Annotated in this window: 18 protein-coding genes; all 18 read left to right on the top strand. The window is 38.1% G+C overall.

Going from position 1 to position 14,765, the window contains the following annotated elements; genetic code table 11:
* The first annotated feature begins 10 nt into the window (after window positions 1-10).
* Window positions 11-322 carry a hypothetical protein gene (locus ATCC51562_RS05170; protein ID WP_021091191.1) on the top strand — a complete coding sequence of 104 codons (312 nt, stop codon included), beginning with the start codon at window positions 11-13 and terminating at the stop codon, window positions 320-322.
* A 26-nt stretch (window positions 323-348) separates the two neighbouring features.
* A complete protein-coding gene (locus ATCC51562_RS05165; protein ID WP_021091184.1) occupies window positions 349-1,578 on the top strand; it encodes a hypothetical protein in 1,230 nt (409 codons plus the stop codon).
* 10 nt (window positions 1,579-1,588) lie between these two features.
* The gene (locus tag ATCC51562_RS09715) at window positions 1,589-5,788 is read left to right on the top strand and encodes a hypothetical protein (protein ID WP_021091192.1); all 4,200 of its coding nucleotides are present in this window, start codon (window positions 1,589-1,591) and stop codon (window positions 5,786-5,788) included.
* A 150-nt stretch (window positions 5,789-5,938) separates the two neighbouring features.
* Window positions 5,939-6,922, top strand: coding sequence for a DUF5309 family protein (locus tag ATCC51562_RS05155; protein ID WP_021091149.1), 984 nt, complete (start codon window positions 5,939-5,941; stop codon window positions 6,920-6,922).
* 2 nt (window positions 6,923-6,924) lie between these two features.
* Window positions 6,925-7,308, top strand: coding sequence for a hypothetical protein (locus ATCC51562_RS05150; RefSeq protein WP_021091182.1), 384 nt, complete (start codon window positions 6,925-6,927; stop codon window positions 7,306-7,308).
* Complete coding sequence (locus ATCC51562_RS09905) at window positions 7,295-7,429, top strand: hypothetical protein (protein WP_021091175.1); 135 nt, start codon at window positions 7,295-7,297, stop codon at window positions 7,427-7,429. Before ATCC51562_RS05150 ends, ATCC51562_RS09905 begins: the two co-directional genes overlap by 14 nt.
* A complete protein-coding gene (locus ATCC51562_RS05145) occupies window positions 7,423-8,832 on the top strand; it encodes a phage tail protein (RefSeq protein WP_021091173.1) in 1,410 nt (469 codons plus the stop codon). Before ATCC51562_RS09905 ends, ATCC51562_RS05145 begins: the two co-directional genes overlap by 7 nt.
* Window positions 8,833-8,841: 9 nt before the next feature.
* Window positions 8,842-9,285 (top strand): hypothetical protein, encoded by a 444-nt coding sequence (locus ATCC51562_RS05140; RefSeq protein ID WP_021091181.1) that lies wholly within the window; start codon window positions 8,842-8,844, stop codon window positions 9,283-9,285.
* On the top strand, window positions 9,282-9,548 hold the full coding sequence (locus tag ATCC51562_RS05135; protein ID WP_035167403.1) for a hypothetical protein: 267 nt from the start codon (window positions 9,282-9,284) through the stop codon (window positions 9,546-9,548). Before ATCC51562_RS05140 ends, ATCC51562_RS05135 begins: the two co-directional genes overlap by 4 nt.
* The gene (locus ATCC51562_RS09710; protein WP_021091190.1) at window positions 9,545-9,682 is read left to right on the top strand and encodes a hypothetical protein; all 138 of its coding nucleotides are present in this window, start codon (window positions 9,545-9,547) and stop codon (window positions 9,680-9,682) included. The genes ATCC51562_RS05135 and ATCC51562_RS09710 overlap by 4 nt, the downstream gene beginning before the upstream one ends.
* Entirely contained in the window at window positions 9,682-10,326 is a 645-nt protein-coding gene (locus ATCC51562_RS05130) for a hypothetical protein (protein ID WP_021091194.1), read from the top strand. The genes ATCC51562_RS09710 and ATCC51562_RS05130 overlap by 1 nt, the downstream gene beginning before the upstream one ends.
* Window positions 10,313-10,663 carry a hypothetical protein gene (locus tag ATCC51562_RS05125; RefSeq protein ID WP_021091168.1) on the top strand — a complete coding sequence of 117 codons (351 nt, stop codon included), beginning with the start codon at window positions 10,313-10,315 and terminating at the stop codon, window positions 10,661-10,663. Before ATCC51562_RS05130 ends, ATCC51562_RS05125 begins: the two co-directional genes overlap by 14 nt.
* Complete coding sequence (locus ATCC51562_RS09610; protein WP_162141881.1) at window positions 10,632-10,838, top strand: hypothetical protein; 207 nt, start codon at window positions 10,632-10,634, stop codon at window positions 10,836-10,838. The genes ATCC51562_RS05125 and ATCC51562_RS09610 overlap by 32 nt, the downstream gene beginning before the upstream one ends.
* A gap of 137 nt (window positions 10,839-10,975) precedes the next feature.
* Window positions 10,976-11,332 (top strand): phage holin family protein, encoded by a 357-nt coding sequence (locus ATCC51562_RS05120; protein WP_021091152.1) that lies wholly within the window; start codon window positions 10,976-10,978, stop codon window positions 11,330-11,332.
* An 11-nt stretch (window positions 11,333-11,343) separates the two neighbouring features.
* The gene (locus ATCC51562_RS05115) at window positions 11,344-11,898 is read left to right on the top strand and encodes a putative peptidoglycan-binding domain-containing protein (protein ID WP_021091172.1); all 555 of its coding nucleotides are present in this window, start codon (window positions 11,344-11,346) and stop codon (window positions 11,896-11,898) included.
* Entirely contained in the window at window positions 11,898-12,164 is a 267-nt protein-coding gene (locus ATCC51562_RS05110; protein ID WP_021091193.1) for a hypothetical protein, read from the top strand. Before ATCC51562_RS05115 ends, ATCC51562_RS05110 begins: the two co-directional genes overlap by 1 nt.
* Entirely contained in the window at window positions 12,154-12,804 is a 651-nt protein-coding gene (locus tag ATCC51562_RS05105; RefSeq protein ID WP_021091167.1) for a hypothetical protein, read from the top strand. Before ATCC51562_RS05110 ends, ATCC51562_RS05105 begins: the two co-directional genes overlap by 11 nt.
* Entirely contained in the window at window positions 12,801-14,576 is a 1,776-nt protein-coding gene (locus ATCC51562_RS05100) for a hypothetical protein (RefSeq protein WP_021091160.1), read from the top strand. The genes ATCC51562_RS05105 and ATCC51562_RS05100 overlap by 4 nt, the downstream gene beginning before the upstream one ends.
* Window positions 14,577-14,765: the final 189 nt, after the last annotated feature.

Genomic DNA, 14,765 nt, shown 5'->3' with positions numbered 1-14,765 from the left:
GGAGCATAAAATGGCAGAAACTGAAAATGGCGTACTTGGAAATATTTTTAGCTGGCTTGGCGGTTCAAGTGGTGGAGATAAAAACGGCGTAGGTGGCACACCTAACTGGCTTACAGCCTTGGGAACTGGTGGCGCATTATGGAGTGCTTATAACCAAAGCAAAATGGCAAAAAAAGCATTTAATCTAAATAAAGATGCTTACGATTTTAACAAGATGCTTTCTCAAAGACAGCTACAAAGAGAAAATCAAGCAAATCAAAATTTAGTAAATGCTTGGAACGCGTCAAATTTTCATAAACAACAAGAGGACGAGGCTTACTAATCTAAGCCTCACAAAAAGGAGCGAAAATGCCGTATTTTAACCCAAATAAAGTAGATTTTAACTACAACACCAACACAATAGACGCAGTGGGCGCAACTGGTAGAGCGTTATGGGATATTTACCAAGACAGCGTAAGAAATAACTTCACAAAACAAAGGCTAGCAGAGGAGAATAGATCAAATTTAGCAAACGAGCAAAATAATATAGATAGGCTAAACGAAAACATACGTCACAATATGTCAACCGAAACTGAAACGGCAAACAATAACGCTATAACTCAAGGGTTAAAGCGTGACGAGCTTGGGCTAAAAGGGCAAGAGCTAGGGCTAAAAGCAAATAAATACCAAAATGATGCCATCTATAACCATCTAATGGCAAATGTTGCTTTGCAAAATGCAAATACAAACGCAAATAGACTTAATTTTGACATGCAAAAATATAATAATGGGCTAAATAGTGATAGTTTAGAAACCAATTTAGCCTTTGACGCAGCAGGATTTACTTTGCCTGAGAGCATAAAAGATCAAAGCCCTCAAGTGCAAACTAGATACAAAAAGGCGATTTTAAATATCAATAATCCAAAAAATGGGATAAGTGCCTTGCTTGGCGATAACGCAGGGCTAAATGCAAATATTGCAATAAAGAAAAAACAACCAACACAAAAAGAGAGAGACGAGATAGCAGGGAATTTTAGCCTGCTCGATCAATTAGTAAATTTAAAAAATAACTTTACTGGTGGCGAGCAAGGGGCTATACAAAACTTAGGTCACTCTGTAGCTAAAGTGTTTAATATGCAAGACCCAAAAACGGAAAAATTTAAAAACGATTTAGGATTTATAAGGCAAGCGGCAAAAGATTTGGTGGGCTCAGGGAAAATATCAAACCAACAATATCAAGACTTAATGGAGGTCTTGCCAAGCACTAACTCTTGGACTGATACAAGTTATAGAGTAAAGAGTGATAGCTCAATAAATAGGCTGCTATCACAGATCACAAACAAGATACAAGCGTTAAAAGATAGTGGGATAGACACAGAGGATATTGAAAAAGCAGCGGCACAAAAATATAAATATTATTTTAATAATGGTTTTTTTGACTCTAATTTTAGAGAATTTGACGCCGATGGCAGAAGAATAGATAAAAGCAAACCACAAACACCGCAAACGCCACAAGAGGGGCGAAGTTTGAAGAGCGAGAGAAACAATACACAAAAAAACTATGTAGATGCTGACGCACTTGGCATAAGTTTTAGATAGGAAAATAAAAATGGCTTGGATAAAAATACCTGAAAATAAAAGTGAAATGCAAATAGGCGGCAACTGGGTAAAAATACCTAGTGGCATGAAAGAGGTCGAGATACCTGATAATTTATTAGGCGCACAACCAGCAGCAAATAGCGCACCAACTTATGCGCCGCCTGCCCCTGATATGAGTAAGGCAGTAGATGCTACGCCAAAGGAAAAGACGTGGTATGACAAAGTTGGCGAATTTGCGGATCAAATCTCCCCAATAAATGTCATAAAAGGTGTTGGCAAAGAGATTGGGGGAATGCTTGATTATTACCATTACGATGGAGCAAGTGGTGAAGATTTAGAAAAGAAAAAGGCTACTGAAGCGTTAGCAAGAGCAAAACATGCAGGTGATGATAGAAATATTTTATCTCAAATGGCAGGTTATGAAGACAAAGAAAAAGCGGTAAAGGATAGAACTGAAAATTTGCTCTACAACTGGGCTAAAAAGAATAATTATGATGATGTGAGGGAAGCAAACGGAAAATATTATCTTCAAAAAGGGGATAAATTTATCCCAGTAGATGAGCCTGGTATCGGTGATAGTCTTTCAACATATCTAAATGAAATGGGCGTGCCTATGGGTGCGATAAGTGTAGCTTCAGCCCTTTTGCCAACCAAAAAACTAAGCACAGCACAAAAAGCTATAAGCACAGCATTAGCAACAGCTGGAGCAAGTGGAGCTGGAGCGGCTATGGACTTAATGGCCGATAAAAGAATACTTGGCGATGAGACGATAAATGGCGATGATTATTTAAAACACGCTTTGCGTGGAGCAAGCGATGACGCTTTGATCTCAGGCCCGCTTGCAACAATGGCATCTCCAGCAGTAAAAGAAGCACTTAAAAAAGGAGTTAGCAAGGCTAGTGATTATTCAATAGTAAAACCAATCTTTAGATATGTAGTAAATGACAATATCGGTGGAGCACAAAAAGCAATGGCGGATAAGCTAGGTGGCGAAGCAAATGTCGCGGTAGCTCAAAATTTATCCAAAGAAGCTCTTGATGAAGATATGTATAAAGCTCTACTAAATGATGATAAGACTTACACTTTACCAAATGTTGGCAATGAGAAGGTGCAAAAGGGCATCAACTACGTAAATGAAAAAATTCTCGCTCCAGCACAAAAAGCTACAAGAGATATAATAAAAGGCGACAAGATAAAAGAGCAAGAGATGGATTTGCTTTTAACCGCTCTTGGCAATGACGCAAAGGGGGCTGAGATAATCGCTAACACAGTAGCAAATGACCCTAAGAGCTTTTCAAAAATCTATAAAATGTCAAGTGACTTAAACGCAGACGCAAAAAATACCCTTTTAAATATGGTAGATAAGAAAAAGACCGCTGACATTTTAAGCGGATACGAAAAACGCACAAAAGATAACTTTGGCGAGGTGATAAACGCTCTTGACGATGCCTTTGCAGGCAAAGAAGCAAGCGCAAATTTACTACAAGCGAAGCATGAACTTGGTACTCAGGCGCTAAGACTGCCAGCAGGGTATAGAGATAGCACATTGGAACTATTAGGAAACACCAAAGGCTTTAAAGGGCTTAACGAAGTAAGAAACGTGCTAAGTGCTGATATGGCAAGGCTAACTGCTCCTGATGCTATCACAGCAGGCACTAAAAAAACACTTGGCAAGATGATAGAAGCAGTAGATAATGCAATAGACAATGTCGCTGAGCAAGCCTTTAATAACCCAGCTCTTAGCCAAAAAGCAAAAGATGTGCTAAAGCAAGCAAGGAGCGAATATGCTCTTTTTAAAGAGCTTCAAAACTCTAAAATTTACCATGATGTAATGGGTGAGCTAAAGAGTAGTGGCGATATAACAAACTCGCTTTTAAAAGCTCTAAATGCTGAAAATGGGCTTGATTTTAAAGCGCTTACATCTAGGCTAAGCAGTAGTGAGCAAGAAGCCTTAGAAACCAACCTAATACGTGGCGTTATAGAGAAATTTAGCAAAGATGGCATAACTGATTTTTCTAAAGTAAGTGCTGCTTTAAAAGATGCTCCGTTTGAGAGTAAAAGAGCGGTAGAGATCATGAGCGAGCTAAATAAAAAAGCTCCTATACTAAATAACACTTCAGCACTACTTGAAAAACTAACAGCCATAAATCCAAAGGCTAAAGAACTACAACAAGGCATAGGGCATTCAGTAACTGGGGCACTTAAGACAATGAAGAGAAATTTAGCCATTGAAAGGTTAAAGTCGCTACTGCCAGTTCTTGGAAATGATGCAGCTTTAAAAAATCATATAAGAAATGCAATTAATAAGGCAGGCGATCTAAAAAGTGTCATTAATAATCTTGAAAAGATAGAGATAAAAGATGTGCCAGAGAACTCAACTAAACTATTAGAAGCTTTTAAAAACGAGGTAAAGGCGTTAAGAGAAGAGGCTCAAAACGTAGAAACAAAAGGGGATAATTTCATCACAAAAGAAAGCCCAGCGCCAAAGAGTGATTTAAATGTAAAAATTAGCGTGGATGACTGGGTGAGGGAACTATCAGAAATAAATAATAACGAGCTTAGTGCAAATTTATTTATTTTACAAAATAAGCACCCTGAACTTTTTAAAAAGCCAAGCGATGTGTATAGGCTGCTAAAAGAGATAAAAAATAACCCAACTCACTTTTTTAAAAACAACCGTCCAGATATAGCTTTAATAGCTAAGGTCTTAGAAGACGGGAGCGTAGGGAAGCTTGGCATAGTAAAAGAAAGTGGGCTTGTAGGACACTTATCAAAAAGCACAAATAAAAATGAGATGGATAGACTAAGAAAAGTTAATGAGAAAGAGCTAAAGGTAGGGACGCCATACCCTACACTCCAACGTGCTGATGTTAATCAGGTTGGACCGACGGCTGGTGCAAAAAGCACATTCTCTAGCTCTGATGAAAGCATTATACCAAAACAAACGCAAGAAGAGTTTAAAAAGCTTTTAAATGAATATGATGTGGATAAGTTTTTAAGTGATAGAGAAAATATATTGGCTAAAAATGCAAAATATGGCAGAAATAGAATAGCTGATAGAAATATTGAGAGCAACGACGGAGTTGGTGGCTGGGAATATAAATTAACGCCAGCAGGGTACGAGAAAAATTATAAAGCAGATTTTTTAACTACAAAAGCTGACGTTGCGAAGATAAGAGCTGGAAAGATGGACGAGGCTACTTTTAATAAACTAAAATCTGATCTTGAAAGCAGTGATGCACTTGGCTATGAGTATAAAAAAACCAGTGATTATGCTGACATGGAAGACTTTGAGCGAGAATTCGGAAGCCTATCTAATCCAAAAGGTGGTAGAACAATAAACGCAAGCCCACACATAGCAAGTGGCTTAATTGGTGGCACAGCAAATGGTGCTGATGAAAATGGCAATGTAAGCCCTGAAGAGTTTGCAAAGGGTTTTATATATGCATTGTTTGGATCAAGGATAACAGCTGAGGGGGTAAAAAGGGTAAGTCCTGAGCTTTATAATAAGATACTAGGTATATCTAAAAAGCCAAGCGAAGAGATAAAAAAGATAGTTGATAATGCAGGAGTGGATAAACTTGCTAAACAAGAAAAAAGAGGCATCTATAATGTCACATATAATGGTAAGAACGCTATACAAATAAAGCAAGACTTAGACAACATAAATGATGCTATCAAATACGAACGAGGCAATATTGGTAAAGGAGCGAAGCATATAAGCATCAGGCACTTAGATGATGAAAATAAGGCTGGTTTTGTTACGAAAGAGGAATTGCTAAATTTGGGTGAAAATGTGCGTAATTTTATTAAAGAACACAAAGAGCCATTTGTAAATAAGAAAAATGCTCGTATTTATGAGTGGGAAGATGATAAAGGTGTCAGGTTTAAGCTAGTAGTTAGTAATAAAAATGGCGAAGGGAGAGGGTTACCGCTTGGCAAAAGCCAAGACGTGTCCTCAATTACTAATGACCTTCGCCCAGCCACGAAAAAGGGGTTAAGCCCAAGTGGCAGCCTTGACAACATTATAACCTTTTATTCTGATAGAAACTTAAAAGAGCCTATGAAGTTTGAAAACCCAAAGCTTAAGCTACTTGATGCGATAGATATGAGTGGAGACAAAGTGGGCTTAGTTAAGAAAGTGCTACTAAATAAAGATATAAGCGACGGAGTAAAAGCTAAAGCAGTAAGTAGGCTAACTAAAAAATAAAACTAGCCAAGTAACTAAAAATAGTTATATATCTACTAAAAACTCTAAGAATAATTAAATAAAATTTATTCTTTTTTTGCCAAAATTGGGTAGATTTGGCACAGCTACAAATGATAAATTGCCATTAAATTGCATAAAAGGAGCAAAGAAATGGCAATAACTACAACTGGGTTTCAAGCCCCAGCTACAAAACGTGAAGGCTTAAAACCCTCAGTCTACGAAAACATAATTTTAATAGGTGCTGACGAGACGCCTATACTTAAACTAATTGGCACTTCAAGTGTTAAAGGTATAGAGCACTCTTGGCTAACTGACAGCTTAGCTGCCCCAAAGAAAAACGCACAGCTAGAGATTTCTGACTTTGATGATCAGATCAAATCAAGTATGCAAAAGACTTCAAACGCAGTGCAAATTTTCACTTCAAACGTGAGTGTGTCAAGAAGTATGCAAGCAGTGGCTACTTATGGCGGTAAAGAGCTAGAGCGTGAGACAGCCAAAAGAGCAAAAGAGCATAAGCTAGATATGGAATACGCTCTTTTTGGTCTTGGTCGTGACGCTGATGCTAAAAAGAGTGTGTTTAAAGCACCGACTGTTAGAACGGATGCAACAGCTGGCGAAATGGCAGGACTATTTTATTTCTTAGCTAAAGGTGCGGCTGCATTTGCAAGTGGCAAGCGTGGTAACGTTGTAGCATTTGATAGCTCAGGTGACTGGAAAGGCACTCCAGCAGCACTAACTGAAACCGTGCTGTCACAACTACTTCAAAACATTTGGGATGCAGGCACAACTCCAAAAGATGTGTTTATCGGTGCTGATTTAAAACCGGCCATCAATAAAATAGCTACTCGCCAATTTGGTAATGAGAAAAATATCAACTCTAGCGTTGTTAGTCTAGACACTGACTTTGGCAGGGTAAATTTTAGACTTCACCGCTTCTTAAGCCCTAAATACGGCTTGGGAGATTGTATCATCGCAGGAGATTTTGACTATATGAAAAATGGCCTATTAGTGCCAACTGAGTTAAAAGACGTGACTACTTCAAAAACAGCTATCCAAAAGAGATACTACACTGAAAGCTGCCTAGAAGTAAGAAACGCAGATGCATTTGCAATAGGCGTTGGCTTAAAGGCATAACAATGCTTTGCACTGAAGCCAAAAAACATTTGAGCTTTAAAACGACAGCAGGGGTTAAGCTCCCTGCTGATGATATTCTTGGCTCACTATTCTTAGAGGCTATGCTTTTTTGCTGTGATAAGTGTGTACCTACTATTTTACTAAGGCATTTTGGGGGCGAAGAAAGGCCTTATAGGAATATTGATAAACAAACTTTCATTTGCGTGCCAGACGTACCAAATTTTAGTGATCCAAAAGAGCATTTACAAATAGACGAAGCTTTGAGCTATGCAGTAATCAACTATGTGGCTTTTTTGATCAACAAAGACACTTATTTTCGCACGCTAACACTTGAAGCGATAGCAGACTACAACGCAAACGAGATGAGCGATTATGACAGACTATGAATTTATAAGAGTTTTGGAAAACGCAAGAGATTTAAGCAAGATAGACCTTTTGCGTTTTTTTACAGAACTAGCTGAAAAACTAAAAAAGACTAAAGAAACTATAAGGGCTAAACAATGGTAACGATAGAGGAATTAAAGCTTGGCAATAGAACACTAGAAGCATTAAAATTCTTGCTCTCTCAAATAACTGAGCTAGAAACAGCAATAAGCCAAATAAATATAAGCGAAATAAAAGACGCAAATACTCTAACAAAACAACAAATAGTGACGCTACAAGATGTTAAAGTGGCGGTTGAAAACATAAACACAGAGCTTATCTCTAAAAAAACAGATTTTGACGAGAAAAAACAAAATTTTGACACCAATCTTAGCACTTTTAGAAATGATAAGGCAGATTTTGATGAGAAAAAGGCAGATTTCGATAGTAAAAATAATACTGCACTAAGCAATTTTGCATTTATCGCCAGCAATGTAGAAAAAATTAATAAAACAAGTGATCTATTAGCTGATGCAAAATCTATTTTAGAAATAATCAAGCCAATAGAGCAAAAGGCTCAAACAGCGCTTGAAACATTGGCTAATTCTCAAAATAAATTTACTGAATTAGATGCTTTAAAAACAACACTGCTTGAGCTAAAAAAATCCCTTGAAAAAATAAGCACAAACGGACTAATAAACGACACTAGTGCAAGCGTAACAACAACTTATTCAAGCGTAAAAATTGATAGCTTGCTTGTAGCAAAATTAGATGCTAGTGAGAAAAACAATTATGTTTCACTAGAAAATGGCAAGATAAAATCAGAGCTACTACCTGATATAAATGCCACCACACTTAATGGTAAGAGCAGTGATGTCTTCGAGCTAAAAATTGAAAGCACAAGCAAGTATAATACTTTATCTCAAAGCATAAGTACACTAGAGACCTCTTTAAATAGCGGACTAAATAGCCTTTCAAATAGTCTAAAGGATAAAATAGCAAGTAACTTAAAAGGAGTGGCTAATGGGCTGGCTACATTAGATAATAGTGGTAAAGTCCCAAATAGTCAGCTTCCAAAAATAGACACATACACCAAACAAGAAAGCGATAACAAATTTGCTCTAAAAACTGAGCTACAAAAAGCTATACCAGTCGGAAGCTACCTTTTATACAGTTCAAACTCAAATATCCCAAACGGCTTTTTACGTTGTGACGGCTCAGCACTTGACAAAAATACATACTCCGCGCTTTTTGAAGTGATCGGATACACATATGGAAAAAGTGGCGATAAATTCTTATTGCCAAACTTTAGTGATGGAAAATTCATGCGTGGCACTGGCGGTAACGCAGCCGCTCTTGGTGTAGCACAACAAGACGAATTTAAAGCTCACTCACATGGCATCGGTCAGCAGCCAGGTGTAGGGCAATCAAATAATGGTGGGACGGGTGGCTTTGTTGGGCAAAATAGCTATCTAAAATCAGGTATCACTGGTGGCAATGAAACACGCCCCTACAATATGGCGGTAGTCGTGTTAATAAAATACTAGGAGCAACTTATGAAAATTTATATCTATGACACCAAAAATAACGAATATTTATACGAGGCAGAAGCACAGATAGATCCACTAGCAAGTAGCAAGGGCGAAACAATCTATCTAATGCCACCAAACGCAACGCAGATCGCACCAACTGAGCCAAAAGCTGGTTACGCAAATATTTTTACTAATGGCAAGTGGGAGCAAATCAAAGACGAGCGAGGCAAAACTTATTATGGTAACGACAATAATGTCGTGACCATAACCGAACTAGGACAAGAAAAGGGGCTAAACAAAGAGCCAAAGGTAGACGAAAAAGCTAAACAGCTGGCAGAAATTGAAGCTGATATAAGTGAGTGCGAGAATCATATTAGGCACGCATTGTTTATCGGGAACACTGCTGCACTGGAGAGCTTGCGAAATGAATATAAGGAATTAATAATTCAAAGAGAGGGGCTAAAGTGAGTTACATAATAATCTGCGTATTGTCGCTAATTGTAGGTGTTTTGCTATGCCCTGTCGTGATCTTTCTACGTGCTAGAAAATGCGAGGGCTGGGACAATAGCAATATGACAAACATTTTAAGAGTGTTTAGTCATCTGGCAACGCATCCAGATGACTTTAGCAGGTTTCAGTACGAAGATGGCAAGAAGCCATTCTGGTATTTGAGCGGCGATGAATTTACGGATATTGTGAAAACTAGACCAAATAAAAAGGATAAGAAATGAGAGCAAGAGTAAAAAGATGTGAAGTGTGTGCGAGCAAGCTTAAAGATGGGAATTGCACTTGGGAGGGATGTCCTAAAAGCCCTAACTATAAAGCAAAAGAGCAAGAAAAACCAAAAGACAAAAAGGATGAGTAATGCTTAAATTTAAAGAGCTTTTGCAACTCCTAGCCATTATGGCCGTTGAGCTACCGCTCGAGATACTTGGCTATTTAATAGTACCTATCGCTCTACTATTTTGCGATAAAAATAGTGAGCATTTGCCAAAGTGGGCGCGATACTTTGAGGACGCTAGCGATCTATACGACGGCGAAAACTCTGCGATAAATGGCGATAGTGGTTGGCGTAAAGAGCACTACCCAAATGGCAAAAATAGGACGTATTTTGCACGTCTTAGGTGGCTATATAGAAATCGTATCGGCTACTTTTCAAGTAGAATAAACGGCGTAAAAGTGAGCGAGATAGAGCCATCAAGCGTAATCACTCAAGGTAACCCAAGAGTAACAAGTAATGGTGGGGTGATAAGTGCTTTTTGTAAAGTTACTTGCAAACTTAAAGATGGTCGCACTCGTTTTGGACTTTTCAAAACGATACGATACAAAGGCTTTTTAAGTGGCTTTTATTGTCGTATCTATGTCGGCTGGAAATTGCTCGACGTGGCAGAGATGAACGAATACAACAAAGATACGTTTATGCAGCCAGACGACAAGACATTTTTAAAAAGTGTATGGGGTATTAATCCATTTAAAAGGGTGCGAGGGAGTAATAATGCTAAGCCCTAGTTTATATCTTAGTGGCTTCTTGCTACTAACTACCCTATTTCTTGGGTATAGGTATCAAAGCTTAGACAATGAGCTAAGTGTCACAAAGGAGAGGCTAAAGTCTAGTGATGAGATGAACCAAAATCTAAAAGATGAGATAAACGAGCAAGATAGGCTCATCTCTCTTAAGCTTGATGTTATAGAAAAAGCTAGCAAACAAAGACAAGTAATAGAGATAAAAGCAAATAAAGTTAAAGAAAGGGTGCTAAATGAAGATAAAAAGGATATGTCTAACGCTCTTAACCTTAGCGTATCTTATGTGCTTGATGGGCTGCGTAAGCAAGGAAGTAGCAAATAAGTATGACAAGATACCCAACCACTTGCTTGAAGCACCTATCATCGCAGATAGAAATGTAACAAATCAAAGTGATGCTGGAGTGTTATTAATAGATGTTTATAGTGGTTATGAGAAGTGCGTAAAAAACTTAGAAGCTATAAAAGAATACGAAAGAAAAAGGGATGGACAAAAATAATATAAGGATGTGTAAATGGAAGCGATCATAAAAAGTACTAAGAAATTTTGGCTAAATAAGATGGTTGTAGTAGAAATAATATTATCCGTCCTAATAATGTATATTTTTACATATAAATTTTAAAAAAAGAGCGGATAATGGAGGATCTTGTCAGCAAATTAGGTATTTATTTTTGGGTTGTAGTTGTCGGCCTTCTAGGTGGAGCGCTAGGATCTATAAACAACAAAGAACAAACTATAAATAGAGAGCGTAAAGTAGTAAATTTTATAGTTGATACTATTAGCTCAGGCTTTATTTGCTGGATATTTTTTGAAATAGCATCATTTTTTACAAATAATAATGATCGCTTTAGTCTTGCAGTCGGCGGCTTTTTTTCTTGGCGTGGAACAGCGTGGATACGCGCTGTGGTTGATAAAGTAATAGATAAAAAGATTAGTAGTTTTGGCGATTATGATGACTTCTCGCCTAAGCCGCCTAAAGATTTAAATTTTTAAAGGATAAAAAAATGAAAAACTTTACTAACGCATTTTATACATTAATGAGCCTAGAATTTAATAGCCCTAAAAACGCCCTACACAAAAACCCAAACGAGAAAGGCTTAACATTTATGGGTATTTATGAAGACGCCCACCCAAACTGGCAAGGCTGGGGGCAAGTTAGAGAAGCTATCAACGCATACGGCGATCTTGAAAAGGCTAGCGTCGCACTTTTTAATGATGATGCATTAATTGAAAAAGTAAAAATATTTTATAAAAAAGAATTTTGGGACAAAATGAGGCTTGACGAGGTAGATAGTAAATTAAAAGCGTGTGAACTCTTTGTTTTTGGTGTAAACGTAGATACAGTGCCAGCAGTCAGGGTTTTACAAAGGCTTTTAGGTGTGGTGGTGGATGGTATTATGGGTACTCTGACTCTTAAAGCATTAAATAACTACGACGAGCGAGCCTTTGACGTTGATTTTGATAGAGCAGAGATCACCTATTATAGAAATTTAGTAAAAGCAAAACCGGCATATTATATTTATAAAAGCGGCTGGGAGAATAGAGCGAGGAGTGTGTAATGGCTGAAAGAAATTTAGGCGCTGAGATCGATGAAATAAAAGCACAACTACAAATAATTACGAATAAGATCAGTAACCTAGAAAGTGAAGATATGGCGCTAAGAAGCTTATCAGGTGATTTAAACAACGCTATTAACTCGCTTAGTTCAAGAGTTGGTGCAATAGAAACAAATGGGCTAAAAACGGCCATAGGTGACATAAAAACAGACCTAAATTTACAAAGAATGAAAGTAACTAGACTGGAGAGAAAAGACAATGGACTTTAAAAACGCATATTTAGAAAGAACGAAAGAATTATTAAAATTAAGCATTGGAGCCGATACACCATATCAAGAAACACTAAAATATCTTGATGATTGTTTTGAGAAATACGAAATACCAAACCAGCACAGAATAAACGTGCTTTCTCAAATGCTGCCACTAATTACAACGCAATTTACCATTACGGCAATGCAAACTGGGCTGGAGCTAACACAGCAGGATTTGAGCTTTGAGCTATCATTAAAAAACCTTGAAAAGCAAGCGGCTGCAATGGATGCAAACATTGAGGGCATAAAAGAGCAAACAAGGAATACTAAACTAAAAAATGACGAGCTAGAGGCTCAAGCGGCGGATAAACTAGAAAATTTAAAAGAGCAGAACAACCTTTTGCGTGCTCAAATAGCAAAACTAGCAAAAGAGCAAGCACTAGCAGAGAGCCAGCAGCGCGCAGTAGATAGGCAAGTAATCGACAATAGGATAATCAAATCAATGTCAGTGCTTGGAAACTTTATCGCAGAAAATCAAGCTGGCGGAATGATAGTGCCGTCTGATATGACAAAATATCTATTTAATATGGTGCATGCTTTGATAAAAAATGATATTACGATCGATGAAAACAAAAACTTCACAATGACAAAGAAATGATCGGCTTAAGCGATATACTAAATTTAACAAACTCGGATACTGGCGACGACTATGAATTTATGGCTGGTGGCCAGTTTGATTTTTATCAAGCAGGTAGTCTTGGCTATTCTGCTTTTAACACGCCTTCTCCTGATCTAAGGAGCTTTTTTATTGCACAAGCTGGCAACTTAAGTGGCGCAATAGTTGGGCTAAATGAGGATTTTGTCGAATACGTGCTAATGCCTATGATAATCGCCATAAATCAACCCGACTATGATACGAGTATAAATTTACTCTTGGACGGCGTAGAAGCAGTATCTAAAATAAAATTCTCTACTCCTAAAAACTCAAACAGAGATAACCGCTTTGGCAGAATAGACGGCAACGGCTTTGCTAGTTTGCAAAGAGGCGACTACACAAGCCTAAAAGAGTTCGTAAGTGAGCTAAGAAATGATAGCTATGCTGAAAATCTAGCTGAGGACGTCGGCAAAATGTATGGTGGAGTAGTAGGTCAAGCTTTGGCTGGTATGTTATATGACGGTATCGTAAACGGACGTTTTAACGCCGTGAATGTAGCCGAAGCAATGTATCAAAATATGAAAAGCATGCTAACCTCGGCCGCTATCCAAAACACGCTTTCAGCACTTGGCACGACCATATCCCCGCTTGGTATAGCTCCGATAGCTGGGCTAATCAATGCTCTTGTGACCGAAGTTTTTGAGATGGCAGTAGGGCTTGATAATAGCTTTGGTTTTGGTGGTGATCTAAATGCAGTAGTAGGTAACACCGCTTTTTACGATCGCCCTATGAGCTTTGGCGAGTTTATGCAAGATAAGTTTAGTGGTTGGTTTGGTATACCTGATGCAGTGATAGGACAAACTGACTACAACGGCAATATAACTGGTGTAAGAGTTGGCAAACAATTGTATGGATACAAAATGGAACAAACATTTGATGATGCGCTACACGGCAGACCTGGCACAAAAACGCTGACTAGCCTTGATCCAGCAAGAGCAGCAATGCAAAATTTTGCACGTAATAAACTAGACAGCATAAGGTCGCAAAGCTCGCTAATGACAAATATGCGCATGGATAGCCTAGGCAGGCTAAACTACGAGATAAACACTCGCACATCGCTACAAAATGCTGGTTTTGACACAACACTATCAGATGTGGCATTTAGTGCGACGCAACAAATAACAAAATCACTGCTTGATAAAGTAGTAGCTTTTGATTTGAACGCCTTTAATATCGCACCAGTTGGGGCATCAGAGAGTGGTCACACTAGCACCGACACAACAGCCAGAGAAAACACATATACTGGCTCAAATGAGTGGGCACACACTGCCACAAAGCTTGCATCAATAATGAGAAATGGCGGTAATGGACTTGGAGTGTCAGTTGATAAGAATGGAAATTTTAGCTTTTCAAATACTCCAGCAGGCAACATGGTAGAGGCAATGGGTTTGGTTGGTTTTGGTGGGGCTAAAATAGACTATGGGCTTGCTTCAAAAGTAGCCGCTGCTCTTGCTGCTGCAAAAACGGCTATCGAAAAACAAAAAGCAGTAGAAAAAGCTGAAGCAAAAAGGAATTCACAAAGAGATAGTTATGGGCAAAAAACAAGAGGCTGGAATGATCACAGCACTGGCTTTGGATATACAACAAGTAATGGGCGGTTAAATCGAGATAGTAGTGGAAGAAGGACGCACTCTAGTGAAAGAACTGGACTTGGCAAAAAAAGCAGAGGGCAAAAATCAAGAGAAAGACAAGCCAACAAAAACGGACGAAAATAAAATGGTATAATTCTTCAAAAATACACCAAATTTAAAAAGAAAATATCTTTTTTACTGACCTTTTGGCTGACTAATATTTTTAAAATGGCGTCTATTATGTAGTAAGAATTGATTTTTCAAATCTCTCTCTACCCGCCACCATATTAAGAAACACACAGAATTAATAAGCAAATTACAGCAATAAAATCT

This window comes from Campylobacter concisus ATCC 51562, from assembly GCF_000466745.1.
Taxonomy (GTDB): domain Bacteria; phylum Campylobacterota; class Campylobacteria; order Campylobacterales; family Campylobacteraceae; genus Campylobacter_A; species Campylobacter_A concisus_B.
Note: the sequence above shows the minus strand (reverse complement) of the source record. Positions and strands in the feature narration are given on the sequence as shown.

Bases quoted from the DNA above. Each gene is read 5' to 3' on its own strand.
- ATCC51562_RS05110 (WP_021091193.1), top strand. From the start codon at position 11,898: ATGGCTGAAAGAAATTTAGGCGCTGAGATCGATGAAATAAAAGCACAA.
- ATCC51562_RS05125 (WP_021091168.1), top strand. From the start codon at position 10,313: ATGCTAAGCCCTAGTTTATATCTTAGTGGCTTCTTGCTACTAACTACC.
- ATCC51562_RS09905 (WP_021091175.1), top strand. From the start codon at position 7,295: ATGACAGACTATGAATTTATAAGAGTTTTGGAAAACGCAAGAGATTTA.
- ATCC51562_RS05115 (WP_021091172.1), top strand. From the start codon at position 11,344: ATGAAAAACTTTACTAACGCATTTTATACATTAATGAGCCTAGAATTT.
- ATCC51562_RS05145 (WP_021091173.1), top strand. From the start codon at position 7,423: ATGGTAACGATAGAGGAATTAAAGCTTGGCAATAGAACACTAGAAGCA.
- ATCC51562_RS05120 (WP_021091152.1), top strand. From the start codon at position 10,976: ATGGAGGATCTTGTCAGCAAATTAGGTATTTATTTTTGGGTTGTAGTT.
- ATCC51562_RS09710 (WP_021091190.1), top strand. From the start codon at position 9,545: ATGAGAGCAAGAGTAAAAAGATGTGAAGTGTGTGCGAGCAAGCTTAAA.
- ATCC51562_RS05165 (WP_021091184.1), top strand. From the start codon at position 349: ATGCCGTATTTTAACCCAAATAAAGTAGATTTTAACTACAACACCAAC.
- ATCC51562_RS05140 (WP_021091181.1), top strand. From the start codon at position 8,842: ATGAAAATTTATATCTATGACACCAAAAATAACGAATATTTATACGAG.
- ATCC51562_RS05170 (WP_021091191.1), top strand. From the start codon at position 11: ATGGCAGAAACTGAAAATGGCGTACTTGGAAATATTTTTAGCTGGCTT.
- ATCC51562_RS09715 (WP_021091192.1), top strand. From the start codon at position 1,589: ATGGCTTGGATAAAAATACCTGAAAATAAAAGTGAAATGCAAATAGGC.
- ATCC51562_RS05155 (WP_021091149.1), top strand. From the start codon at position 5,939: ATGGCAATAACTACAACTGGGTTTCAAGCCCCAGCTACAAAACGTGAA.
- ATCC51562_RS05130 (WP_021091194.1), top strand. From the start codon at position 9,682: ATGCTTAAATTTAAAGAGCTTTTGCAACTCCTAGCCATTATGGCCGTT.
- ATCC51562_RS05105 (WP_021091167.1), top strand. From the start codon at position 12,154: ATGGACTTTAAAAACGCATATTTAGAAAGAACGAAAGAATTATTAAAA.
- ATCC51562_RS09610 (WP_162141881.1), top strand. From the start codon at position 10,632: ATGGGCTGCGTAAGCAAGGAAGTAGCAAATAAGTATGACAAGATACCC.
- ATCC51562_RS05100 (WP_021091160.1), top strand. From the start codon at position 12,801: ATGATCGGCTTAAGCGATATACTAAATTTAACAAACTCGGATACTGGC.
- ATCC51562_RS05150 (WP_021091182.1), top strand. From the start codon at position 6,925: ATGCTTTGCACTGAAGCCAAAAAACATTTGAGCTTTAAAACGACAGCA.